Here is a 24,048-nt window from a genome sequence, read left to right on the forward strand (position 1 = left end):
ATGAGCAGCAGACTTTTAGCCGGCAGATATGAGCTTATCCAGAAGATTGGTGATGGCGGCATGGCTGTCGTTTACAAGGCAAAGGATAAATTGCTTAACAGATATATTGCTATCAAGATCCTTCGCCCTGAATTTACAAAAGATGATGTTTTTGTTGAAAACTTCAAGAGAGAATCTCAGGCAGCCGCTAAGCTTTCTCATCCTAATATCGTAGGAGTATACGATGTAGGCAAGGAAGGAAACATCAATTACATAGTCATGGAGCTGGTAGATGGAAGACCCCTCAGCGATATCATCGCTGAGGAAGCTCCTATGGATTACAGAACTGTAATCAACATTGCCAGACAGGTAGCTTCGGCTCTTAGTGTGGCTCACAAGAACAAGATAATACACAGAGACGTAAAACCTCACAACATCCTGATGACTAAGGACGGAGTGGCAAAGCTGGCAGACTTCGGTATCGCCAAGGCTGTAAACGATGCTACTCTTTCAACAGGAAGCAAGGTAATCGGCTCAATCCACTATTTCTCGCCGGAGCAGGCCAGAGGAAACTACGTTGATGAAAGATCAGACATCTATTCCCTGGGAATAGTGATGTACGAGATGATCACCGGAAGAGTTCCATTTGACGGAGATAACCCGGTTACAGTTGCACTGAAGCACATTAACGAAGATGTTATTCCCCCAAGTGAGTTTGTAAGCGGAATTCCTCCGGCACTTGAGCGGTGCATAATGAAGGCCACCAACAAGTTCCAGACCAACAGATATTCCAGTGCCGACGAGCTGATCGAGGAACTTGACAATATCGAGTTCGTTACGAAAATGGTGGGAGAGAGTGCTCTTAACCGTGCGGTGGAGACAAAGGATCCGGAAGAAGAAGAGGCCGACGAGAAAAAGAAGAAGCGCAGAGACAGAGGCAAGAAGAAGAAAAAGCTCACGCCTGATCAGAAAAAAAAGAGACTGATTATAGGCATTGTTGCGGCAATCTGTCTGATTCCTCTTCTGGTGCTGGGAGTAAAACAGTTCGCAGCAGCCAAGACCCAGGTTCCTGATCTTTCCGGAATGTCCTACACTGAAGCTGAAAAGGCAGCCAAGGATGCAGGTTTCACCATTAAGAAGGGCGAAGATGTTTATTCAGACTCTGTTTCAAAGAACAGGGTTGCAGAGCAGAACCCGGAAGCCGGAACAGAGGCTAAGAAAGGCACTAAGATAACCATCAACCTGAGCAAGGGCTCAAAGGATGGAACAGTTCCTAATGTTGTAGGAATGAAGTACGACGAGGTGGAGAAGTATCTGAAGAAGCACGGATACAAGCTGGGTGTAGTAAAAGAACAGACCTCCACCGAAGCAGCAGGAACCATCTTGTCCCAGGACCCTGAAGGCGGAAGCTCAGCCAGCAAGGGCGCAAGGGTAAATATCGTCATATCCGATGGAAAGGGCAAGGAAAAGGCAAACGTTCCATCAGTTACTGGAATGAGCTTGTCCCAGGCAAAATCAGCCATAGCCAGTGCTGGATTCACCGTTGGAAACATCACATACGATGAGTCAAATGTATATGGAAATGGATATGTAATGTGGCAGCAGTATGCAGCCAATACACAGCTTGACAAGGGCACTTCCATTGATATTGAAGTAAGCAAAGGAAAGCCACAGGTAGATACTGATAACTCCGGCGGTGATACTGGAAACAACGGTAACACAGGAAATACCGGAAACACAGGAAATCAGACTGCTAACAACGGCTAAGCATTCTGCCTTCCCGGAAACTTGTTTTCCGGGAAGGCAGTGATTTATTAAAAGAGGCAGAAGAGCCGCCGGGAGGCTAATGAGAGGAAAAGTAGTTAAGGGAATCGGTGGATTCTATTTTGTCAGAGATGATGAATCAGGACAGGTGTTCATGGGTAAGGCCAGGGGCAGATTCAAAAGAGGTAAGAATATCCTGTTTGTGGGAGACCATGTTGAATTTGAACTGGATGAGGCCGGGAACTCTGTCATCACAGATGTGGAGGCCAGAAAGAATTGTCTTTCCAGGCCTCCTGTTTCTAATCTGGATGTTCTTATTGTAACTTTTGCTGCAGCAGAACCTGAGCCAAGTTTTGTTACTATAGACAAGCTTTGCGTGGGAGCAGAAGGGGCAGGCCTGGACGTGGTTATTGCTGTAAATAAGACTGATCAGGTCAGCAGGGAAAGGCTTAAGGAAATTTCAGATATCTATTCCGGTATTTACCCGGTTTGCCCTGTAAACGGCAAGACAGGGGAAGGGACAGATAAACTGTTGCAGGAAATTTCCGGTAAAAGCGCTGCTTTTGCCGGACAGTCAGGAGTTGGAAAGTCCACGCTGATTAACCGCATTGCAGGAAGCGGATCAGCTGAGACAGGAAGCATCAGCCAGAAAACTGGCCGGGGAAAGCATACAACAAGACATGTGGAGATTTTCGGATTTCCTGACGGCACGGATGTTTACGATACTCCGGGTTTCACATCCCTGGACGCTCCCCGGTTAAACAGGAAGAACGTAAGAGATTTTTTCCCGGAAATGAACAGATACAGAGGATTGTGCCGCTATCTTGACTGCGTTCACATAAACGAGCCTGACTGTGCTGTTAAGGAGGCCCTTCAGAATGGGGAAATATCTGAGAGCAGGTATAATTCATATTTACAGATAATGAAAGAGGTATCAGAATGGCGAAAATAGCACCATCGATTCTGTCGGCGGATTTTGCCGCCCTGGGACGGGATGTTAAGGAAATATGCGACCTTGGAGCCGACTATATTCATGTGGATGTAATGGATGGGATGTTCGTGCCGAATATCAGTTTCGGTGCTCCGGTGATGAAGAGCTTGAACCCCATTGCCACCGTTCCCTATGACGTTCACCTTATGATTGCAGATCCGGACAGATATCTGGAAGATTTTGTAACTGAAAACACTGAATTTATCACCGTCCATCAGGAAGCCTGCCTCCACCTTAACAGGACTCTGCAGCATATCCATTCTCTGGGAATGAAGGCAGGAGTTTCTCTTAACCCTGGAACATCTCCTGACATCCTTGAGTATGTTCTGCCCTATCTTGACATGGTTCTTGTGATGTCGGTAAATCCGGGTTTTGGCGGACAGAAATTCATTGAGAACAGCTACAGCAAGATAAGAAGGCTGGATGAGATGAGGAAAAAGGGAGGTTACGACTTCCTCATTGAGGTGGACGGTGGAGTAAACCCTGATAACGGGGGAAAACTGGAAGAAGCCGGTGCAGATATACTTGTGGCCGGATCTGCAGTTTTCAAGGCAGAAGACAGAGGGGAAGCCATCAGACTCATAAAGAATGAAATGTAAGCTTACCTGGGAATCAGCTTGTGAATTTAATCAGCAAATTAATATGTGAATACAGAAAAACCCGTACCGGAAATATCCGATACGGGTTTTTTAGCTGTTCAGTGACTATTATGGATTTGATGGCGTATTGCCGGATGATGAACCTCCAGTAGAACTGCCGCCTGTGTTACCGCCGGTATCTCCGCCAGTGTTTCCACCGGTGTTGCCGCCGGTACTGCCACCAGTGTTACCACCGGTATTTCCGCCGGTATTGCCACCGGTGTTACCACCAGTATTGCCGCCGGTGTTTGGATTGTTCTCTTCGTTTTCCGTATCCTTGGAAGGACTTTCAGGCTTCGGAACTTCTTCTGGTTTCTCTTCTTCCTGAACCTGTTCAGCCTGTTTAAGCTGAGATTTTGAAGGCTCCGTTCCCTTTATGTAGTATTCATTATGGTATTTCACTACATTTGAAGGCATGGACCGGTAGTGTCCAGTCTTTGCTTCAGGAATCTGGTTCATAATCTTTCCCCAGAGGCTGGCAGCCATTCCAGATGCAGATGTGAGCTGGATATTAACATCTGTTCCGATCCAGAGGGAGGCTGCATACTTAGGCGTGAAACCGTCAAACCAGATATCGTAGTTGTTCTCTGTTGTACCGGTTTTTCCTCCGGCCTGGACTCCCGAGATATTTGCGTTCTTACCAATACCTTCTGAAACAACAGACTTCAGCATATCTGTCATAATCCATGAAACGCCCTTGTCCAGAACTGTATGTGGTTTAGATTCAGCCTCCAGAAGCACTCCGCTTCTGTCCTTAACTTTGGTGTAACAGATAGTGGACATTCTCACACCGTTATTAGGGAAGGTTGCGTATGCTTCGGCCATCTCATAAGGAGATACTCCGTTAGAAAGACCTCCCAGAGCCAGGGAAGCAGGACCAGAGTCCTTGTTTCCAGTGGATTCCTTAATATCCAGAGTGGATATTCCGAATTTCTTTATGGTGTTTGCAACGTTCTCATAGCCTTCCTGCTCGTACAGTTTTACTGCAACAGTGTTGATGGACTGCTGGAGAGCATAGCGCATTGTTACATCACCTTTGAATCCGTTATAGGAGTTCTTCGGCCAAACCTTGCCTCCGAATTTCAGAGGCTCGTCCTTAATGATAGAGGATGGGGTGAGGTAGTCACCATATCCTGCAGCACCCTGGGTGTCGTTTCCCGGATCTGTGTAGGTGAACTTCTTGCCCTTATCGTAGGCCTCTTTGCTCATCTGAAGGGCAGTACTGTAAACACCAATAGGCTTGATGGAAGATCCCGGCTGCCTTGTGTTTGTGGCTCTGTTGTACAGATGGGCTCCTGAAACGCCTCTGCCTCCTACCATGGCCTTCATCTCTCCAGTGCCTACCTCGGTGATAACCATTGCTGCCTGAGGCTGTACCACCTTTGACTGAAGGGTGTATGCTTTTTCTGTAAAGGCAGGATGTCCATCTATCTCTGAAATCAGATCCTTATTGCTATTTATGTACTCTCCTGAAATTACCAGATTGCCGCTGCTGTCAAGAGACTTGTACTTAGCCGGAATATTTACGTATCCACCTGGATAAATGTATAGTGTACCGTTTTCACTGACGTACATTGGCTTGAATTCCAGGCTGTAATCTGTGCCTGCAGAGGTATCGGTCTTGTAGATATTGAGACGTTTATTCTTATAAACTACAAGAGATCCGTCGCTCTTCTGCTTGTATTCACCATCTGCAAATACGAAATTGCCGTCTTTCAGCATATTTCCGTAATCGTAGAGTATGATTCCCCCGGCATCATTGATAATGTTGTTGCTGCCGTCTTTCTGCAGGTTGGTTAGTCCAGGGAAATTGGAATTATCATCAAATTCCTTTTCAATAGCGTTCTGAGCAGTGCTGTCCATGGTGGTGTATATCTTGAGACCACCAGCGTATACCATGTCCTGGGCTCTCTTGTAAGACATGTCGTACTTGTCCATCAAATCGCTTATTACTTTATTGATTGTAAAGTCTGTGAAATATGATGAATGATGTTCAGCCTGCTGTATTGTAGGGTTAATAAAGGTGGAAAGATCCTTCTCGTAAGCACTGTCATGTTCTGATTTGGAGATGTAGCCCTGCTGCTCCATCAGATCCAGACAGGTGTCTCTTCTGTTCTTTGAAATATCGTTTACCACGTAGTTCTGCCCGTTCACACTGATAATTGTTCCTGAACCGGAAGCTGAATCCTGTTGTACGAGGAAAGCATAGGTATCTGGAGACTGAGGAAGGGCGGCCAGAGCTGCACTTTCTTCAAGAGTCAGCTGAGAAGCGTTCTTGGAGAAATAAGTTTTCGCAGCATCTTCAATTCCATAGTTTCCGAATCCAAAGTAAATGCTGTTCAGATATGCTGTGATAATCTGCTCTTTCGAAAGATCTTTCTCAATCTGGTGAGCATAATACATTTCGATTATCTTACGCTTCAGGCTTCGCTGGCTCTTTATCTCAGGGAGATATACGTTTCTGGCAAGCTGCTGGGTAATGGTACTGGTTCCGCTGATGGACCCGTGACCGGTAACAGCCTGGAGCACCGCACCGCCCATTCTTGTCCAGTTGAAGCCGTGGTGCGTCCAGAAAGTCTTATCTTCCAGGGCAACAAAGGCGTTAACAGTCTGTTTGTTAAGGTCCTTATATTTAATGATAGTCCGGTCCTGACCGTAGCTTACCTTATCAATCTGTTTGCCGTCCTGGTCATAAATAACAGAAGATTGAGAAATCTGGTCATATATGTGGGTCGGATCAATCTTAGGGGCTGTTGCGATAATGAGAATTGTGGAAACCGCAAAAATAACTATCATTGCCCCCAAGACTGCGAAGGCGTTTCTGATGGTCTTCTTCACGCTGAACAGCCGAGGCTTGTTCTTAACGGATTTTCCTTTGAAATTGACCTTTTCGCCACCATCAGGATCGTAGGCCTTGTTCTCCACTGTAAACAGTTCTTTGAGAGTTCTGCCTGGATGGGTGACCTTATCCTTGAAGTTCTGGAATTTCTGGCTGTTTCCGGACTTATTTTTGCCATTTTCAGGAGAAGAAGAGTTCTTGCTCCGGTTGTGTCTTCCCCTTCTGGAGTGGCGGCTTTCATCTTCTCCGCTGAGCTGTGCATCTATTCTCTTCAAAAAGTCGTCGTCATCGGGACTAACTGAAAGAGGCAGGGCACCTTCCACAACTGGGATGACCTTTTTTTCATCTTTCTTGCTGTGGTCATGCTTGCTGTGGTCGTGTGGCCTGTGTGAAATCGAAGGTGATGCTGTACCAGTACTTGTACCAGCACTTTTACCGGAATTAATACCAGTATTCTTGCCAGCACCAGAACCCTTCTTTTCTTCCTTCATCTTCATCCTTGCCATGGCCCTGGCAAGCTCACGCATTTCCTGCTGCTTCTGAGCTTCAGATTTCGCAGAATTTACCTGGGGCTTTTTTGCCTGGGAATTCCGGGAATTCATGGTGCTTGAATTCCCTTTACTCTTTACACCTGAAGAATGGCCGGCAGTTGGTGTTTGTTCCTTCTGCCCGCCAGTGTGTTTGCTGCCGGATGTGGAAATGCCAGAAGCGGCCTGCTGTTCCTGGAGACGTTTCTTTGCCATAGCTCTGGCTACAGCCTGCATCTCCTTGTGAAGGCGTGCTTCCTCAGCAGCCTTGGATGAAGGACTACTGCCTTTTGAACCGGAAACGCCAGTTGAGCCACCGGCCTTTCTGTTTCTGTTATTCATATTCGGTTTCTGATCTATAGCCATAATTATCCTTTCATAATCGAGTTATTTTAACATTTTTCAAGGCTCAAATGAATGAAAACACAAGGATATAGGGGAATTTTCAGATAATTTTCAGATTTGCCGGTGATATGGTGCTTAGAAAAACTATATATGGGACTTTTTTCGAAAATGTATCGTTATCTGACAACAGGATGCACAATTTATTTTCCATATTGAACCATGAAATACACTGGGATATTGTACGTTCACAGGGGTTGAAGTGGCTTCCGATGATGAGTTGCGGGGGGAGAAATGACATGCTTCGAAGAAAACTCTTTGCCTTTGGAATTTCATTCTCCTTAGGCATATATTCCGGATATCTTTTCAGGGACAAAATGAACCTTCCGGGAGCCATGGCAGTGGCACTTTCTTGTATTCTGGCTCTTCTCCTTCTTGCAAGGTCGGGAGAAATAGAACCGGGGGATGTTGCGAACATTCTACTGTGGGCAGTTGCAGGGGTGCTGGTTATATCCTGGAATGGATACAGACTTGATTCATATGGCAGGGAGCTGGTTCATGGAGAAAATGCAGGCAGGGAAACCAGATTGGCAGGAAGAATAGTGGATGTCCGGAAAGGTGACAGCAGCTGGAGCTTTACCGTCAAGGACAAGAACGGCGGCAGGAGTCAGGTCAGGGTCAGCAATGAGGACATAGAAGAATACACGGAAGGTCAGAACAATCTTCTCAGTCTGACGGGAAGAAAATGCATTGCAGCAGGAAAATTTCAATTGCCTCAGCCAGCAACAAACCCGGGGCTTTTTGACTACAGGCTGTATCTGAGGTCCAGGGGGATTTCCGCTGAGTCAAAGATGAGAAGGCTCCGGTTTCAGGGAACCTCAGGAACCAGAAACGGCAGTCCTGATAGCAGTAAAGGACAGGATGATGGGCCAGGCAGCTACAGCGATACACTTGTAATCCTGGGCGGGCCGGACAGCCGTAAAAAACCGGGGAAGGGCACTCTTTTTTACCTGGAAACCAATGGTATTGCCGGTGCGATTAATATTATCAAGGAATTTCCAGAAAAACTGCTGTGGAAGGAAAGAAGCTTCATGGTGGCCCAGAGAGTAAAGTTCATGGAGGCCTTTGAAAGGGCGCCGGAAAGCAAGGGGGTGTTGAACGGAATACTCTTCGGGGATAAGTCAGACCTGGATAAGAAGGTTTATATGGAATTTACAGAGAATAACACGGCTCATGTACTGACGGTCAGCGGACTGCACATGGGATTTCTTTATGGTGCTCTGATGTTCATAACGGGAAAAAAGAGAAACAGGCAGGTGACATGGATGATATGGATTGTGCTCACAGCCTATGGGGAGATTACCATGTGGAGCACTTCCACAATCAGGGCCTGGCTGATAATATCCCTGTCCATGCTGTCTTTCTTCGTGAAGAAACCCTTTGATCTTCTGTCGGCTTTGAGTTTTTCGGCGGTTGTAATGCTTGCCTGGAGGCCATATCTGCTGTTTAACGGCGGTTTTATTATGTCGTATCTGGCCATGCTTGGCATTTCATTCCTTTCGGTTCCGATGGGTCATTTTTTTGGAAAATATCTGGGCGGGGCAGCGTCAGTTCAGGGGGGAATGTTGCCCTATGTTTCTTATTCATACAACATGGTGGATCCTTTCAGCCTCTTCATTAACATGCCGGTGATTGCCCTGGCTTCTGTGGTGGCGCCGGCAGCAATACTTGTCCTTGTTTTTCTCTGCCTTACGGGATATGTTCCCCCTCTGCTGGTGTTCATAATCGACAGCCTCTGCCAGCTGCTTGTCAAGATTAATCATCTTCTTTCGGCAGGTGGACGCCATTCTTTTGTGGTTCCATCTATGGCGGCAGGGGGCCTGGTATGTATCTATTTTGTATGTTTTTTTCTCACCTCTGAACTGGTTACGGTGATGGTAATACGAAGGCAGTGGAAGAGGATTGGGGTTACGGCAGCCATATTGCTCATTCCTGTTCTGGCTCTGGCGTGGACCATGAGAAATCCAATGGCCGGTGATCAGCTGGTTTTTGCAGACGTGGGACAGGGAGACTGTGTGCACATAAGGACAGAAAGAGGCAATTACCTCATAGATGGAGGAGGGGACAGGTTCAGGAACGTGGGAGAGGAAACTCTGAGACCGTATCTTCTCAAGAACGGCTGTGAAAGAATTGATGTTTCCTTCATAACTCACCTTCACCAGGATCACTGCAAGGGAGTGGAGGAACTGAGAAAAATCTATCCAGTAGGTTCCACGGCTATTTCCTCTGAATACCAGGGGGAAAGTTTTGATACAGTAAAGGATGTAAAAAAACTTTTGTATTTATCAGCAGGTGACCGGGTTTCCATAGGGAAAAACAGCTCCATCCAGGTAATCTGGCCTCTGAAAGGAGAATCAGGCGGCAGACAGGCCGATAGGGGAGGATTGCTGGACGAAAAAAATGAAATGAATATGGTAATGATCGTAAATATAGATGGCAGGAAGATCATGGTAACAGGTGATCTCCTTGAGGAAGACGAGAAGGCTATGATAAAATACTACCGCAATTCTGGCCTGCTGAAGTGCCATGTGCTGAAGGCTGGCCATCATGGAAGCAGAACCAGCACATCACCAGAATTCCTTGATGCTGTGGATCCGGAAATAGTTGTAATACAAGTGGGGAGGAATAATATTTATGGCCATCCTCACCGGCAGGTAGTCAGGAGAATAGAATCAAGGGGGATTAAAATATACAGAACGGACGTTCAGGGGGCTGTGGGTATGAGAATCCGGAAAAACCATATCCAGGTGCATACTATGATAAGACAGTCTCCGGAGGAAGGAAATACAGATGTCATATAAGAACTTTGCTGCAGATCTGAAGAATGGCAGAACGGGTAGGGTGTTTTTTTTCTATGGAAGAGAAAACCTTCTCATCAGGTGGGCAGTAGATACGCTGATAAAGAAATATACAGATCCTGAATACAGGGAATTTAATCTTGTTGAACTTGATGAAAATGCAGATGTGCAGCAGGTGGTATCCAGTGCTCTGACCTACCCTATGTTTCCAGGCAGGAGGGTGGTGGTTGTCCGGAACCTCCGGATACTGCACCAGAACAGCAAGACAAGTGCAACAAAAGACCAGGATAAAGAAGATCTGAAACTCATTGAGAAACTAGCCAAGGATCAGCCGGATTCATCTGTAATGATTTTCTATCTGGACAGCATGTATGGCTCGGGCAAGCTGAACGCTGCCGCTAAGTCCTTTGCCAAGGCTGCTTCTTCCTATGAGATGGGAGCCCTGTCTCCAGCTGAATTCAAGCAGTTTGTTCTTAAGCGGATCCGGGAGGCAGGAAAGAAAATCGGTGGCAGAAATCTGGATTATCTGACAGATCTGACAGGATACTTCAACAAGGAAACTACTGCTACTCTGGATGATATCGAAAGAAATCTGGAAAAACTTTTCCAGGCTGAAGAGAGTGAAGAAATAAGCCGTGAGCTTATCCATGAGATGATGGCAGGAGATGATGAGAAATTCATCTTTGCTATGATCGATGCAATGGGACGGGGAAACAGGAAGAGAGCCTTCCAGCTGGTGATAAATAATCTTTCTTCAGCTAAGAACACTAGTGACAGAGACGGTATTGCCCTAAGCATTACGGGCCTGCTTACCAGTCAGTTTGAGCTTATGTATGATTCCCTGGAGATATATTCTCCGGGCAAGTCCTTTAAGGCCATGGCATCAGAACTGGGAGCCAATGAATACAGACTGAAAAAAGCCCGGGAAGCTGCAGTCAAATTCGGTCAGAAAAAAATAAAAAAATGCCTCATGGATCTATATGATATCGACAGAAAAATGAAGACAGGTGAGATGAATGCCACTATGGGTCTGGAGATTTTCATGGCTTCAATTTAAAGAATTTAATATTTGAACAGTCTATACTTAACTAATCAAAGACCAGATAACCAGAGATAAAAGTGCCCGTGATTTTCCATACTCCATGAAATTCCATGCAGTTACGGAGAAGCCACGGGCTTTTTTTATTATGATTCTGATTCCACCTTGTTCATCAGCTCCTCGGCTGCTTCTGCAGATTTACCTGAAGCGCCGCCGCTGAACAGGGAAGCAAGCATGTTTATTTTTCCCTGACGATCCAGGTCTGTTATTATAGTCTCTGATTTGCCGGTGGAAAGGTCCTTCTCAATGAGGAAGTTCTCATTGCCGTAAGCGGCGATCTGAGGCAGATGGGTTATGCAGAGAATCTGGTGCTTCTTGGAAATCTCCTTCATCTTACGGCCTACGGTGAGAGCAGTGTGACCGCTGATTCCGGTATCAATTTCGTCGAAAATCATGGTATCAATCCGGTCTGAATCTCCGGTGATATGTCTGAAAGCCAGCATGATTCTTGAAATCTCACCGCCGGAAGCTGTTTCTGAGAGGGGACGGAGAGGCTCACCGGGATTTGTGGAAATCATGAATTCCAGGGAATCATATCCTGTGGCGGTGATTTCCGGCAGTCTGGTGAATTTTATGCTGAATTCATCGTTGGCGAAATCCAGATCGTCCAGTTCGCTGATCATGGCCTTCTCCATCTTGCCGGCAATCTGGTGCCTCAGTTTTGATATCTGGTCAGCTTTTTCAGACAGCTCCTCATAGGCTTCATCCATCTTTGCTTTCAGGCGGTCCTTTTCTTCCTGAAAATTTGTAATTAGCTGCAGCTTCTGATCCAGCTCTTCTGCATAGGCCAGAATACCATCTACATCCATCTTGTACTTCCGCTTGGCATCTTCAATCTCACTGAGCCTGCCGGAAATCCGGTCCATGTCTTCTCCGGAAAAATCCATATTATCCGACAGACGGCGTAGTGTATCGGATACATCCTCAAGACTGTAGTAGATATCGTTAAGAGACCGGGAAGCCTCCTCCAGATCCGGACTGTAACGGGAGACAGAGGAAAGAAGGTCTGAACATCTTCCTATTATGGCTGAGGCTGATGGTTCCGATTCGTGAAGAAGCTGGTGGGCACCTTCAACGGCCTCGTAGATACGGGCGCTGTTCTTCATGAGCTGAAGCTGGTTCTCCAGGTCTTCATCCTCTCCCGGCTTAAGGTTCAGCTGTGAAATGTAATCAAATTCAAACTGATAATAGTCTTTCTGGCGGCGACCGGCCTCTTCTTCTTTGATGACCCGGTCGTATTCTCCTTTAGCTTTGCGCCATCTGTCATACAGGGCTGACAGCTGGGAGAGAGGTTCATCAATAATTTGATGACCATACCGGTCTGTCATTCGGGTGTGATTCTCAGGATTCAGAATCGGCTGATTGTCGTACTGCCCGTGAATATGGGCAAAACCCTGGCAGAACTCCCTGAGCTGTGCCAGGGTAACTACGGAGCCGTTTATTCTGGCGTGGCTCTTGCCTGAAGACAAAAGCTCTCTTTGAATAACAACCTCTTCGCCGTTGTATTCTCCTGCAATCTGGATCACGGCTTTAGAGGTTCCCCTTCTGATCATAGAAATATCCGCTCTGTTTCCCAGAGCGGTACTGATGGCCTGAACCAGCACAGACTTACCTGCACCGGTTTCGCCGGTTATTACATTGAATCCTTTGCCCAGGTCAAAAGATATGTGGCGGATGGTAGCAAAGTTATCTATTGTTACGAAATCAATCATAATTATTATGCCGTTTTATTCCGGTCAGTCCTGTTCTTTCCGGGTAATAATCTTGTCAAACTGTTCGATGATGGCTGGGACGTTGCTTACGTTGTCTACAACTACCAGCATGGTATTGTCTCCTGCCACTGAGCCCACAATGTGAGGGAGCTCCAGACAGTCGATGGCCTCAGCCGCTGCATTGCCGCAGCCTGAAAGAGTTTTTACCACAATGAGGTTTTCAGCTGCTGCGTAACTTACTGTGGTGTCACGGAAGATCCTGATGAATCTCTCGGAGATTGGCTGATTGTCATTTCTGTTCTCTGCATACTTATACCTTCCATTTGATGCAAGAGTCTTCACCAGCTGAAGATCCTTGATATCTCTGGAGATAGTTGCCTGCGTAACCGTATAGCCTGCTTCTTTGAGTAGTTCCTGGAGCTGATCCTGTGTTTCTACATCGTGTGAGTTAATGATTTCCAGGATCTTGTTTTGTCTGGAATACCTCATTGTTGACCTCCATCCTGATCTGAAAAAATTGGCTGCAGACAGGTTTCAATATAAAAAATGCAAAACACCGCTGCCGGGAGAAGCCTTTCTGATACAGAAAAAGTATAGCATAAAGAAAAATATTTTTGTATAAACTATGAGATTGTATAATGTTGTTCTTTAAATAATACTGTGTTCAAAAGTTAGCAAACTCTACTGTAATCAATAGATATACCCATCGATATAAAATAGATTAATAGGATGAAAAGGATGTGTATATTCGTGAATATTCAGTTCATGTATACAAGAAGAAAACACCAGCATTTATTAAGGTCAGCGGCTGACTCCTCGGGCACCGCGATTAGACAATAAAAGAGTCTTCAGTTATAATTACAATGATTTTTTGTGTGCTGAACAGGGTACACATATATGAAAGGACGATTGTTTAATGAGAATACTGGGAATAGACCCCGGATATGCAATACTGGGCTGGGGAGTTCTTGACTATACTGGAAACAGATTCAAAACGGTGGCATACGATTCTCTGCTGACAGATGCAGGGGTACCAATGCCAGACAGACTCAGGTCCTTGTATCTTGGACTGGAGGACATTATCCGCCGCTACCAGCCAGATGAGTGCTCCATCGAAGAGCTTTTTTTTAACAGAAACGTCACTACTGCCATCGGCGTTGGAGAGGCCAGAGGCGTTGCAATGCTCGCCTGTGCCAACCACGACATACCTGTTTTCGAATACACTCCTATGGAAATCAAGGTTGCTCTTACAGGCTATGGCAAGGCTGAGAAAAAACAGATGCAGATGATGGTAAAGACGATTCTGAACCTTAACGAAGTTCCAAAGCCGGACGATACTGCAGATGCCGTTGCAGCAGCTATATGTCACGCCCATTCAGGAGGAAACAACCTGAGCAGGCTTATCAGAAACGAGGGGAGGATGTCCAGATGATCAGGCAGATAACTGGAGAATATCTTTACTACGAGAAAGGGGCAGTTGTAATTCAGACATCAGGTGGCATCGGTTTCAGAGTTTTTGTCCCAGAGCTTTCCCCGCTTTTGAATACAAGAGAAGGAGAGACAATCAGTGTGTACACACACATGGCCGTTAAGGAAGACAGCATCTCTCTTTACGGCTTCCCTGACAGAGACAGTCTGCAGCTTTTTCAGCAGCTCATATCTGTAAACGGAGTGGGGCCTAAGGCGGCAATGTCAATCCTTTCCCTTGGAACAGTAAACAGGGTTAAATCTTACATTGCAGCAAAGGACGGGAAATCCCTGGCCAAGGCTCAGGGTGTGGGGAAAAAATCTGCAGAAAGAATAATTCTCGAGCTTTCGGACAAAATCAGTCCCCTTCCTGAAGGAGAGGCGGGGATTCCAGATACTGAGGCATCAGACATGCCTGCTGTAACCAGCCAGCGAAGTGAAGCCATAGTGGCTCTCACAACTCTGGGGTACACAAGGAAAGAAGCGGAAGATGCTATTTCTCACGTTCCTGAGGAAGACTTGAGCGCAGAAGAATATATTAAAAAGGCACTTAAATATCTGCTTTAGTTTTCATGATTACTAAAGCTCATACAACATAAATGCAATTATAAATCCAATTTGAAGGCAGGAATATAATGGCTGACAACGTAACATCCGGAAAGATAAAACCGGGAGAACTGAACGGGGAACTGACCCTGAGGCCTCAATATCTCAGTGAGTACTGTGGCCAGTCCCGTACTAAAGAAAATCTTTCTATATATATAGAAGCGGCAAAGATGAGAGGTGAAGCCCTGGATCACGTGCTTTTCTACGGTCCGCCGGGACTGGGAAAAACCACACTGGCCGGCATCATCGCCAACGAACTGGGGGTTGATATCAAGATAACTTCCGGTCCGGCTATTGGAAGAGCCGGAGACCTGGCTGCTATCCTTACAAATCTCAATGAAAACGATGTTCTTTTCATCGACGAGATCCACAGGCTGAACAGGTCCGTTGAAGAAGTCCTCTATTCAGCAATGGAGGACTACGCCCTTGATATTATTATTGGAAAAGGCCCGGCGGCAAGGTCGCTGAGAATCGATTTGGCCCACTTCACCCTTATAGGAGCCACAACGAGAGCGGGCAGCCTTTCCGCACCACTGCGTGACAGATTCGGCATCATCTCAAAATTCGATTTTTACACTAAAGAAGAACTGAGAGATATTCTATACAGATCGGCAAACATGATGGGCATATCCATAGATGACCAGAGCCTGGACGAGCTTGCCAGCAGAAGCAGAGGCACGCCAAGAATCGCCAACAGGCTCCTGAAGAGAGTAAGGGACTTCAGCGAGGTGATCTCCGACGGTAAAGTGAACCTGGCAATAACGAACAAAGCCCTTAACGCCCTGGGAATAGATGAAATGGGCCTGGAGAAACTGGACAGGGATATTCTGACCACCATCATCAAGGGATTCGGCGGCGGCCCTGTGGGAATAGAGACAATTTCCAGCGCCATAGGCGAAGAGCGGGTAACATTGGAAGATGTTAACGAGCCATTTCTCATTCAGCAGGAACTCTTGTACAGAACACCTAAGGGAAGGGTTGCCACGAGAAAGGCTTACGAGCACCTGGGTCTGGAATATCTTTTTGATCAGGACCGTCAGGGCCGGTTCAGCATCCAGGATCTGGAACAGTAGAGCAGAATGAAACGAGAGGAATATAGATAGATGAAACTAGAGGAATTTGATTACGACCTTCCCCAGGAGCTTATTGCCCAGGTGCCATCCCAGCAGAGAGATCACTGCCGGCTCATGGTTTTGAACAGGGAAAAAGGAACAATTGAACACAGGCATTTCTACGATATCAAGGAGTACCTGAAGCCAGGAGACTGCCTGGTTTTAAACGATTCCAGAGTAATTCCCGCAAGGCTGTTCGGCCGCAAAGCGCCTACAGGGGCACACATCGAGTTTTTGCTGATCAAGAGAATTCAGGGAGACCGCTGGGAAGTTATGGTCCGTCCCGGAAGGCGTCTCAAAGAAGGAGATGTGGTGGTTTTCGGCAAGGAAGCACTTCAGTTCGATGAAGATTTCAAGGAAAAAAACAGTAACGAAAAGTCCCGGGATTCCGGCGAACCGGAACATTTTTTCCGCGGCCACATTGAAGGCATATGCAACGAAAACGACGGCACCCGCATTGTCCGCTTCGAATACTCGGGAATTTTCATGGAAAGACTGGAAGAACTGGGCAGCATGCCTCTTCCTCCTTACATAGAAAGACCTGCAGACAGCAGCGATAAAGACAGATATCAGAATGTGTACAGCAGAATTGAGGGATCAGTGGCTTGTCCTACAGCGGGGCTGCATTTTACCAGAGAGCTGCTGGAAGAACTTGAGGACATGGGGGTCACCATCGCCTATGTCACACTTCATGTGGGAATAGGAACCTTCAGACCGGTGAAATGTGACAATATCGAAGATCACAAAATGCACTTTGAGGAGTATTCCATTTCTACGGGAAACGCCCGGATCATCAACCAGGCAATTGATGAAGGAAGGCGTATTGTTTCTGTGGGAACTACTTCCACCAGAACCCTGGAAAGTGCTGCCGAGAAGGATCCTGAAACAGGAAATTATCATGTTAAGGCAGGCCACAATAGCACGGGCATTTTCATATATCCAGGATACGAATTCAAGATTGTGGACGCTCTCATAACCAATTTTCACCTGCCAAAATCCACACTTATCATGCTTATTTCAGCTCTGTACGATAAGGATAAGATCCTTGAGGCTTACAGGGAGGCAGTTAAGGAAAGATACATGTTCTTCAGTTACGGAGATGCAATGCTTATCGAATAATGGAATAAAAGCTTTTTCAGCAAAATCAGAACCCCTGGTGATGTGTTGCCGGAGGGTTCTGTTATAAGGAGAGTAAAATGAGCAAAGCTTTAAGCTACCAGCTGATCAAAACAGACAGCAGGACCAAGGCCAGGAGAGGCCGGATTACCACGCCTCACGGCACTATCGAGACACCGGTTTTCATGCCTGTGGGAACCCAGGCCACGGTAAAAGCCATGAAGCCTGAAGACGTTGCGGCTCAGGGTGCAGAGATAATCCTGAGCAATACATACCACTTGTATCTCAGACCGGGATCGGACATTGTGAGAGAGGCCGGTGGACTTCATAAATTCATGAACTGGAACAAGCCAATTCTTACAGACAGCGGCGGTTTCCAGGTTTTCAGCCTGGGGAAGATGAGAAAAATCACAGAGGAGGGCGTGAAATTCCAGTCTTATATAGACGGATCCCGCCACATGATGAGGCCGGAAGATTCAATCCAGGTTCAGAACGATCTGGGATCAGATATCATCATGGCCTTTGACGAGTGTGTGTCCTATCCATCAGAGAGAAGATATGTGGAGGCTTCATACAAGAGGACTACCAGATGGCTGGAGAGGTGTGTGAAGTACCACAAGAATACTGATAAGCAGGCTCTCTTTGGAATCATGCAGGGCGGGATGTTCAAGGATATGAGGGCGGAGAGCGCTAAGGAGATCACCCAGTTCGATCTGCCAGGCTACGCAATCGGAGGCCTTTCCGTAGGAGAACCTAAGGAAATCATGCTTGATATCCTGGACGACTGTGTGGATTATCTGCCTTCAGACAGACCCCGGTATCTCATGGGGGTTGGAACTCCAGACTATCTCTTTGAAGGGGTAGAAAGAGGAGTGGACATGTTCGACTGCGTCCTTCCAACCAGACTTGCAAGACACGGGGTGGCACTGACCAGCCACGGGAAGGTCAACATCAAAAACGCCAGATACGAGAGGGATTTTTCTCCTCTTGACGAAGAGTGCGACTGCTACTGCTGTCAGAATTATTCAAAGGCATATCTGAGACACTTGTTCAAAAACAACGAAATCTTCTGTGCTATGCTCCTTTCAGAACACAACATCAGATTCCTGGTTCACATGATGGAAAACATCAGAGAAGCTATTGAAGAAGACAGGTTCCTTGAGTACAAGAGGGAATTTTATGACAAATACGGAGAGTTTTAGGAATATGGAAAAAAACATGTCTGCAGCCATGCCGGTATGCCCCATCAGCGAGAATTGCGGAGGCTGTATCTATCAGGGAGTTTCCTATGAGGAGCAGCTGGCAGAGAAGGACAGGGGTGTCAGGACCCTTCTTGAAAAATACGATGTCGATCCTTCGGTGTATCAGGGAATGGTTCCTGCCATGGAAAGATACAGATACAGGAACAAGATGGAATACACTTTCGGGGACCTTGAAAAGGACGGCCCTCTGACTCTTGGCATGCATAAGAAAAAGCATTTCATGTCCATCGTCACCAGCGACTGCTGCCAGCTGGTTCCTGAGGATTTCAACAGGATCCTTAGAGGAACACTGGAGTTCTGCAGGGAAAGAGGGTACAAATTCTACCATAAGATGTCTCATGAAGGACTTCTCAGAAACCTTGTGGTCAGGAGAGGTGTGAAAACGGGAGAACTGCTGGTGGACATAGTGACCAGCAGCCAGGTGGAATTTGACGAGGAAGGTTTCCTGGATATGATCCTGGGCCTTCCTCTTGACGAAAAAATCGTGGGAGTGCTCCATACTACCAACGACAGAGTAGCTGATGCCGTTATCGACGAGGGGACGAAAATCCTTTTTGGAAGAGACTATTACAACGAAGAAATCCTTGGCCTTAAGTTCAAGGTAAGCATCTTCTCATTCTTCCAGACAAACATTCCTGCTATTGAAAGGCTGTACAGCGACGCTCTTGACCTGATGCCTGATATTGACAGCAAAAACGTTTTCGACCTTTACTGCGGCACCGGAACCATCACCCAGCTCATGGCTTCCAGAGCCAGGCACGTTACGGGTATTGAGATAGTTCAGGATTCAGTGGATTCGGCTCTGGCTAATACAGAAATCAACGGCATTGAGAATTGTGACTTCATATGCGGGGACGTGCTGAAGGTCATCGGACAGGTGGAGGAAAAACCGGACATGATCGTGGTGGATCCGCCCCGGGCGGGGATGCACGACAAGGTTGTGGACATCCTGTCGGACTACGGGATCCCGTACATCATGTACATCTCCTGCAACCCGAAGACGCTGTGCATCAACCTGCAGCGGTTCAAAGGGAGAGGATACGAGCCGGTGTATATCAGAGCGTACGATAATTTCCCGGGGACTAAGCACATAGAAAGCATCGCTGTTCTTTCGAAGGTCCGGGAGCCTGAAGTGAAAAAGGTGGATGGCAGGAACGGTGAAAAGTCTGTTTTTAAAAGACAGGATTTTCAGTGCGTGTACTGATGTGATGGATGCTGCGATTTAGAATAAGCCATCTTCCACCTATGTTTATTGTTATCAAATGATTATTATTGAAAAGTTATCTTGAGGTCGCAGCCATTTGAGGTCACAAATTGCGACCTCAAATTTTAGACGATGCTGGTGCCAGGCACTAACATACCATAAGGATGTCGGCTTCAAGACGGTCGATGAGAACGCCGAAGAATATATTATGGTGTGCGAATTATAAGGAGAGATTTGACATATGGCATCAAGCAAGGAATACCTGGATTTTATACTGGAGCAGCTTTCGGGTCTGGATGATGTGACCTATCGGGCGATGATGGGAGAATACATCATTTACTATCGCGGAAAGATTGTCGGTGGCATTTACGATGATTGTCTTTTTGTGAAGCCGACAAAATCTGCTGTGGCGATGATGCCAAATACGGACATGGAACTTCCGTATGATGGTGCAAAGGAAATGCTGCTCGTTGATAACGTGGACAATAAGGAGTTCCTGAGAGAATTGCTGGTAGCGATGTATCCGGAGTTGCCTGCTCCGAAGAAAAAATAACAAGATTGAGAGTTTAGGAGACGACAGCTTGAACGAATCAGAGTTATATAAAGAACTTGGAGTGTTGACAAAAGAAAAGGATAAATGGGAAGAAAGCATTCAGTATGTTTCATCCCTTCTTTCACATGATTCTGTAAAGATAAAAGCAAAGGCGCTCTAGCTACTTGGCGAAATGGGCCTTGTATATCCTCTGTTAGTGCAGGATGCGGTTGTCGAGTGTTATCTGGGCATCAGAAAATATCGCCACGAACACTCCCGACATTTATGAGAATTACATGACGATATTTGAAACGCTTCTGCACGATGCAGATGACAAGGTAAGGATGGAAGTTTCAATAAGGACTTTTGTAAATGGTGCTATGCAGACGGAAAGTTTGCTTACAAAACAAAAGACTCCTTGCTTGATTATTTGGTAGGTCATATGCCAAATCCGGATAATACGCCTGATGATGAAAGGCGTGCTTACTTTGATGGTTATCTTTCACAACTCAAACACTGGAAATAAAACAGAATATGGCTCCACTCTTTCAGCAAATACGTCGGTGGCGCTCTCGGCATTCCCATCGCTTCTTCCAATTTGTATTGCAATCCGCAAGACTGTGTAATACAATAATTCCAAAAGGAGGTGTTACCATGAAAGATGCAACCGTAAGCGCACGTGTCGAATGTGATGTCAAGAACGAGGCAGAAGATATTCTCCAGAAACTCGGTATCCCCGTATCTGTCGTAATCAACTCTCTTTATCGGCAGATTATTTACAGACATGGCGTTCCCTTCTCTCTTACGATTCCTAAGGAACCGAAAACGCTAGATACCATGTCTGAGGCCGAGCTGAACGCAAAACTTATGCACAGTTATGAACAGTCACTCCGCGGCGAAGGCCGCCCGTTCACTGAGGTTTTTGATGAACTCGAAAGGAGCCTCAGATAAATGGATTCTTACGAAATCATCATGACTCCGGATGCCACGACAGACCTTGTGGAACTGCGTGACTATATTGCCGATATCCTTCTCGTCCCGGATACGGCGCTTTCCTATGTCCGTGCGATCCGTAAGGAAATCAGCAAACTGTCGGAAATGCCCGGTCGGATAAAGCCTGTCAATGACGAACCATGGCATTCACGAGGAATCCGGAAAATCATGGCAAAGAATTTCTATATCTATTACCGGATCGATGAGGATGCCAAACAGGTCTACATCATGAACGTCATCTACAACAGGCGCGACCAGCTTCGACAGCTCGCGAATATGAAACTCGACTTATAAAACACTTCTCGTTACTTTAGCGGGGAGTGTTCTTTTCAAAGCAAAAGTCCAACAGGATGTAAGCAGTAAACTAAGCAGTAAACGAACAGTGTCTATTATCCTCCATGCGTTTATTCTTACAATCATGTAAGAATAAACGCATGGAGGAATTTGTATGGATGATCGCGTGTACATGGAATCAAACCAAGCACATTTAGGGGTAGAAATGCCGTAGTCGAATGGATGCTGGATCAAAGAGGAGATATTACTTGTGACGAATCACACAGAATGAATTTCGTGGAGGCCGTTACAAATAATTTGCCAATACAAAATACAGAGGAATGTCTGGTCATAGATGCACCCGGGGTCCATGTAGAAGTCAATGCATTTGTGCCGGAGTGGCAGCTCAAGATGGTTCTGGAGGGGCTCAAGCATGCTTAACGACATCAGTCCGGGGCGGTTCAGAAAAATCTACATCGCCTGCGGCTATACCGACCTGCGCTATGGAGTGGACGGTCTAGCAAGAGTCATCCAGGAAGAGTTCGAACTGGATTCATTCCAGACAGATATACTTTTCCTGTTCTGTGGCAGGAGGTCAGACCGCATTGGAATCCGCGCAGCAAAAAGGTCTACGTCTGGAAATGCAGAAAGCACTCCAAGGAAGGTCCGCGGGGCTGCATGGGCCGCAATCTTCACGAAGAGGATGTTCACTCGGCGGTGGTTAAGGCCATCCAGCAGACGCTCTTCACCCGGACAGAATGCGCTTTACCATGAAGGCGGGGATGGTAACAGAAGTGGCGATGGGATTATCTCTCTATCCCAGCATTAATAAATCTGCCAAGGATCTGCTGGTACCGGTACCATCGTTCATTTTTCTCCCAGCTAAGGCTCCTGTTTACAGCGAAAGATCCGTTAAGGATGAACTTAAAAAGCATCTCGGCTTCATCTGCGGCGAGGCCTGTATGCGCCATAAGATCCGGGACAACTTTATCATGCTCATGAGCGGCAATCCTCTGGATGATATGGTCGCTGACAGATACGTCCATAAACAAGTGATGATATTTATCAGAATCAGCAATCCGCTGGCAGGCGGGCAGGACGGTTTCATTCTTACTGAGCACATATGACCTGCCGCTGCCGATAATATCGAGTACATCAACAACCGTTCCGGAGCCGCTCTCTGAAAAGAGGAGGGCGTCATCGATGACACTGTCCAGTACTTCATCCAGGCTGTCAAAATGCAGGTAAAAGGTAGAACGGGCAATCTCAGCCTGCCTGCAGACCATGGTGACATTGATCTTGTCATAGGCGGTCTCTTTATTCAGTTCCAGAAGCGCGTCTTTGATGACCATCTGTGTGTATAACGTTCTTCGGTCAGTCTTTTTCTGATTTGGTGACTTCATTTTATTCACCGTCTTTCTCTGATATCTGCAATCGAATATTCCCGATCATGAGAAACTCCTGTACAGTTTTGCGATTCTGTACGGGAGTTATTCTTTTGAGAGAATGTGTTCTTCTCATTTTTCCAAATTTAAATATATTAGTTTATAGACAGGGTGTCAATAAACTGTTGCAAACCTTGTATCGCAGAATCAAAAATGAGAGAGGAATGAAAATCATGACCTTTTATGAGCAGATTGTAAATGAAGTACAGAAGAGCAATTATTCCAGATATTACAACGTATATGCATCCGGCAGGACTGTGGTTCCGCTGACAAAGAAAGAGCCGCTCCCTTATGAAGAGCAGATTCAGGATTTTGTTCAGAAAGTGAAGGACGCGGACTGCGTGATCGTTGGAGGAGCATCCGGCCTTTCCGCAGCAGGCGGCGGGGATTTCTATTATGAAGACAACGCCTCCTACCGGAAATATTTCGGAAAGTATGCAGAGAAATACGGATTCAAAGGTGCTTTTGCCGGTACGTTTGCCCACTGGGATTCCCGTGAGGAGTTCTGGGGATATATGGCAACATTCCTGCATACCACCCAGCATGCGGAAGTTCGGAAGCCGTACCTGGATTTGGATGCGGTCCTCGCGGATAAAGAATTCTTTGTACTGACCACAAATCAGGACACGCAGTTCGTAAAGCTGTATCCGGAGTCGAAAGTCGCCCAGATTCAGGGCGACCATCGCTTCTTCCAGTGCTCCAGGTGCTGCACAGATGAGGTATGGGATGCCGTGAAACCGGTACAGGAGATGATCGATGCCATGGGTGAGGGCACAGCAGTGCCGAAGGAACTGATCCCGCGCTGCCCGCACTGCGGCGCTGAGGCGTTTCCGTGGGTCCGGGGTTATGGAAATTTCCTGACCGGTAAGAAATACGAAGAGGAATATCAGAAGATATCAGATTACATTCTCGCGCATAAGGACGAGAAGATTCTTTTCCTGGAACTCGGCGTCGGAAGACTCACACCGATGTTCATCCAGGAGCCGTTCTGGGCACTGGTGAACAGTTTGCCGCAGACGACGTATATTTCTGTGAACAAGGATTATGCGTTCCTGCCGGAGACAATTGAAGACAGGGGACTGGCTATCCAGGCCGATATTGGGAAAGTGCTGGAGGATGTAAGAAGTCAACTACCCCGACCTAAGCTATCGCTTTGAGGTCGGAGCTTGTAACTGCCCTGTGGTATAGCGGATAAATCCTCCCACATTTAGTCGTTTAACATTACTGCTAAAAGTGGCGTTACATCGTAGGCACGTTGACACGTACCTGTACTACAGAGATTTACTCCG

At 46.6% G+C, this 24,048-nt stretch carries 21 protein-coding genes and 1 pseudogene; 18 read left to right on the forward strand and 4 right to left on the reverse strand.

The window, feature by feature from the left end:
- The 3 genes from pknB to rpe all read left to right on the forward strand — a co-directional run bounded on the left by pknB (nucleotide 1) and on the right by rpe (nucleotide 3,333).
- Nucleotides 1-1,746 (forward strand): Stk1 family PASTA domain-containing Ser/Thr kinase, encoded by a 1,746-nt coding sequence (pknB, locus tag FYJ66_RS01865; protein WP_154571803.1) that lies wholly within the window; start codon nucleotides 1-3, stop codon nucleotides 1,744-1,746.
- Between the two features lie 79 nt (nucleotides 1,747-1,825).
- Nucleotides 1,826-2,695 (forward strand): ribosome small subunit-dependent GTPase A, encoded by an 870-nt coding sequence (gene rsgA, locus FYJ66_RS01870; protein ID WP_154571804.1) that lies wholly within the window; start codon nucleotides 1,826-1,828, stop codon nucleotides 2,693-2,695.
- Nucleotides 2,683-3,333: a ribulose-phosphate 3-epimerase gene (gene rpe, locus FYJ66_RS01875; protein WP_154571805.1), complete on the forward strand. Its 651-nt coding sequence runs from the start codon at nucleotides 2,683-2,685 to the stop codon at nucleotides 3,331-3,333. The genes rsgA and rpe overlap by 13 nt, the downstream gene beginning before the upstream one ends.
- A 108-nt stretch (nucleotides 3,334-3,441) precedes the next feature.
- Here the strand turns inward: rpe and FYJ66_RS01880 are convergent, their stop codons facing one another.
- Complete coding sequence (locus tag FYJ66_RS01880; RefSeq protein WP_154571806.1) at nucleotides 3,442-7,104, reverse strand: transglycosylase domain-containing protein; 3,663 nt, start codon at nucleotides 7,102-7,104, stop codon at nucleotides 3,442-3,444.
- Nucleotides 7,105-7,379: 275 nt separating this feature from the next.
- On the opposite strand from FYJ66_RS01880, the gene FYJ66_RS01885 reads away from it, so the two are divergent.
- Both FYJ66_RS01885 and holA read left to right on the forward strand, forming a co-directional pair.
- Complete coding sequence (locus FYJ66_RS01885) at nucleotides 7,380-9,941, forward strand: ComEC/Rec2 family competence protein (RefSeq protein ID WP_206156950.1); 2,562 nt, start codon at nucleotides 7,380-7,382, stop codon at nucleotides 9,939-9,941.
- Nucleotides 9,931-10,995 (forward strand): DNA polymerase III subunit delta, encoded by a 1,065-nt coding sequence (holA, locus tag FYJ66_RS01890; protein ID WP_154571808.1) that lies wholly within the window; start codon nucleotides 9,931-9,933, stop codon nucleotides 10,993-10,995. The genes FYJ66_RS01885 and holA overlap by 11 nt, the downstream gene beginning before the upstream one ends.
- 128 nt (nucleotides 10,996-11,123) lie before the next feature.
- On the opposite strand, the gene recN is transcribed toward holA, so the two are convergent.
- Together recN and FYJ66_RS01900 are read right to left on the reverse strand one after the other, a co-directional pair.
- Entirely contained in the window at nucleotides 11,124-12,749 is a 1,626-nt protein-coding gene (recN, locus tag FYJ66_RS01895; RefSeq protein ID WP_154571809.1) for a DNA repair protein RecN, read from the reverse strand.
- Between the two features lie 24 nt (nucleotides 12,750-12,773).
- Nucleotides 12,774-13,238: an arginine repressor gene (locus FYJ66_RS01900; RefSeq protein WP_154571810.1), complete on the reverse strand. Its 465-nt coding sequence runs from the start codon at nucleotides 13,236-13,238 to the stop codon at nucleotides 12,774-12,776.
- Between the two features lie 427 nt (nucleotides 13,239-13,665).
- On the opposite strand from FYJ66_RS01900, the gene ruvC reads away from it, so the two are divergent.
- The 12 genes and pseudogenes from ruvC to tnpB all read left to right on the forward strand — a co-directional run bounded on the left by ruvC (nucleotide 13,666) and on the right by tnpB (nucleotide 22,143).
- Complete coding sequence (ruvC, locus tag FYJ66_RS01905; RefSeq protein WP_154571811.1) at nucleotides 13,666-14,181, forward strand: crossover junction endodeoxyribonuclease RuvC; 516 nt, start codon at nucleotides 13,666-13,668, stop codon at nucleotides 14,179-14,181.
- Nucleotides 14,178-14,783, forward strand: a complete 606-nt coding sequence (gene ruvA, locus FYJ66_RS01910) for a Holliday junction branch migration protein RuvA (protein WP_206156951.1) — start codon at nucleotides 14,178-14,180, stop codon at nucleotides 14,781-14,783. The genes ruvC and ruvA overlap by 4 nt, the downstream gene beginning before the upstream one ends.
- Nucleotides 14,784-14,851: 68 nt before the next feature.
- Nucleotides 14,852-15,895, forward strand: a complete 1,044-nt coding sequence (gene ruvB, locus FYJ66_RS01915) for a Holliday junction branch migration DNA helicase RuvB (RefSeq protein WP_154571813.1) — start codon at nucleotides 14,852-14,854, stop codon at nucleotides 15,893-15,895.
- Nucleotides 15,896-15,925: 30 nt separating this feature from the next.
- Nucleotides 15,926-17,053 (forward strand): tRNA preQ1(34) S-adenosylmethionine ribosyltransferase-isomerase QueA, encoded by a 1,128-nt coding sequence (queA, locus tag FYJ66_RS01920; protein ID WP_154571814.1) that lies wholly within the window; start codon nucleotides 15,926-15,928, stop codon nucleotides 17,051-17,053.
- Between the two features lie 77 nt (nucleotides 17,054-17,130).
- Nucleotides 17,131-18,252 carry a tRNA guanosine(34) transglycosylase Tgt gene (gene tgt / locus FYJ66_RS01925; RefSeq protein ID WP_154571815.1) on the forward strand — a complete coding sequence of 374 codons (1,122 nt, stop codon included), beginning with the start codon at nucleotides 17,131-17,133 and terminating at the stop codon, nucleotides 18,250-18,252.
- A 4-nt stretch (nucleotides 18,253-18,256) separates the two neighbouring features.
- Nucleotides 18,257-19,516 carry a 23S rRNA (uracil(1939)-C(5))-methyltransferase RlmD gene (rlmD, locus tag FYJ66_RS01930; protein ID WP_235897308.1) on the forward strand — a complete coding sequence of 420 codons (1,260 nt, stop codon included), beginning with the start codon at nucleotides 18,257-18,259 and terminating at the stop codon, nucleotides 19,514-19,516.
- Between the two features lie 241 nt (nucleotides 19,517-19,757).
- On the forward strand, nucleotides 19,758-20,069 hold the full coding sequence (locus FYJ66_RS01940) for a TfoX/Sxy family protein (RefSeq protein ID WP_154571816.1): 312 nt from the start codon (nucleotides 19,758-19,760) through the stop codon (nucleotides 20,067-20,069).
- 28 nt (nucleotides 20,070-20,097) lie between these two features.
- Nucleotides 20,098-20,229: a hypothetical protein gene (locus FYJ66_RS09355; protein ID WP_268878587.1), complete on the forward strand. Its 132-nt coding sequence runs from the start codon at nucleotides 20,098-20,100 to the stop codon at nucleotides 20,227-20,229.
- 171 nt (nucleotides 20,230-20,400) lie between these two features.
- Nucleotides 20,401-20,574 (forward strand): annotated as a pseudogene (locus FYJ66_RS01950) (zinc ribbon domain-containing protein); the annotation flags it as partial.
- Nucleotides 20,575-20,702: 128 nt separating this feature from the next.
- Nucleotides 20,703-20,999 (forward strand): type II toxin-antitoxin system RelB/DinJ family antitoxin, encoded by a 297-nt coding sequence (locus tag FYJ66_RS01955; RefSeq protein WP_154571817.1) that lies wholly within the window; start codon nucleotides 20,703-20,705, stop codon nucleotides 20,997-20,999.
- Complete coding sequence (locus FYJ66_RS01960) at nucleotides 21,000-21,335, forward strand: type II toxin-antitoxin system RelE/ParE family toxin (protein WP_154571818.1); 336 nt, start codon at nucleotides 21,000-21,002, stop codon at nucleotides 21,333-21,335. It begins immediately after the preceding gene.
- 412 nt (nucleotides 21,336-21,747) lie between these two features.
- Entirely contained in the window at nucleotides 21,748-22,143 is a 396-nt protein-coding gene (gene tnpB / locus FYJ66_RS09505) for an IS66 family insertion sequence element accessory protein TnpB (RefSeq protein ID WP_206156952.1), read from the forward strand.
- On the opposite strand, the gene FYJ66_RS01970 is transcribed toward tnpB, so the two are convergent.
- On the reverse strand, nucleotides 22,121-22,717 hold the full coding sequence (locus FYJ66_RS01970) for a TetR/AcrR family transcriptional regulator (protein WP_154571820.1): 597 nt from the start codon (nucleotides 22,715-22,717) through the stop codon (nucleotides 22,121-22,123). The two genes, tnpB and FYJ66_RS01970, sit on opposite strands and share 23 nt — an antisense overlap.
- Nucleotides 22,718-22,923: 206 nt before the next feature.
- Between FYJ66_RS01970 and FYJ66_RS01975 the strand changes: the two genes are divergently transcribed.
- Complete coding sequence (locus FYJ66_RS01975; RefSeq protein ID WP_154571821.1) at nucleotides 22,924-23,916, forward strand: SIR2 family NAD-dependent protein deacylase; 993 nt, start codon at nucleotides 22,924-22,926, stop codon at nucleotides 23,914-23,916.
- Nucleotides 23,917-24,048 lie beyond the last annotated feature (132 nt).

The sequence above is a fragment of the Allobaileyella intestinalis genome, from assembly GCF_009695865.1.
GTDB lineage: Bacteria > Bacillota > Clostridia > Peptostreptococcales > Anaerovoracaceae > Allobaileyella > Allobaileyella intestinalis.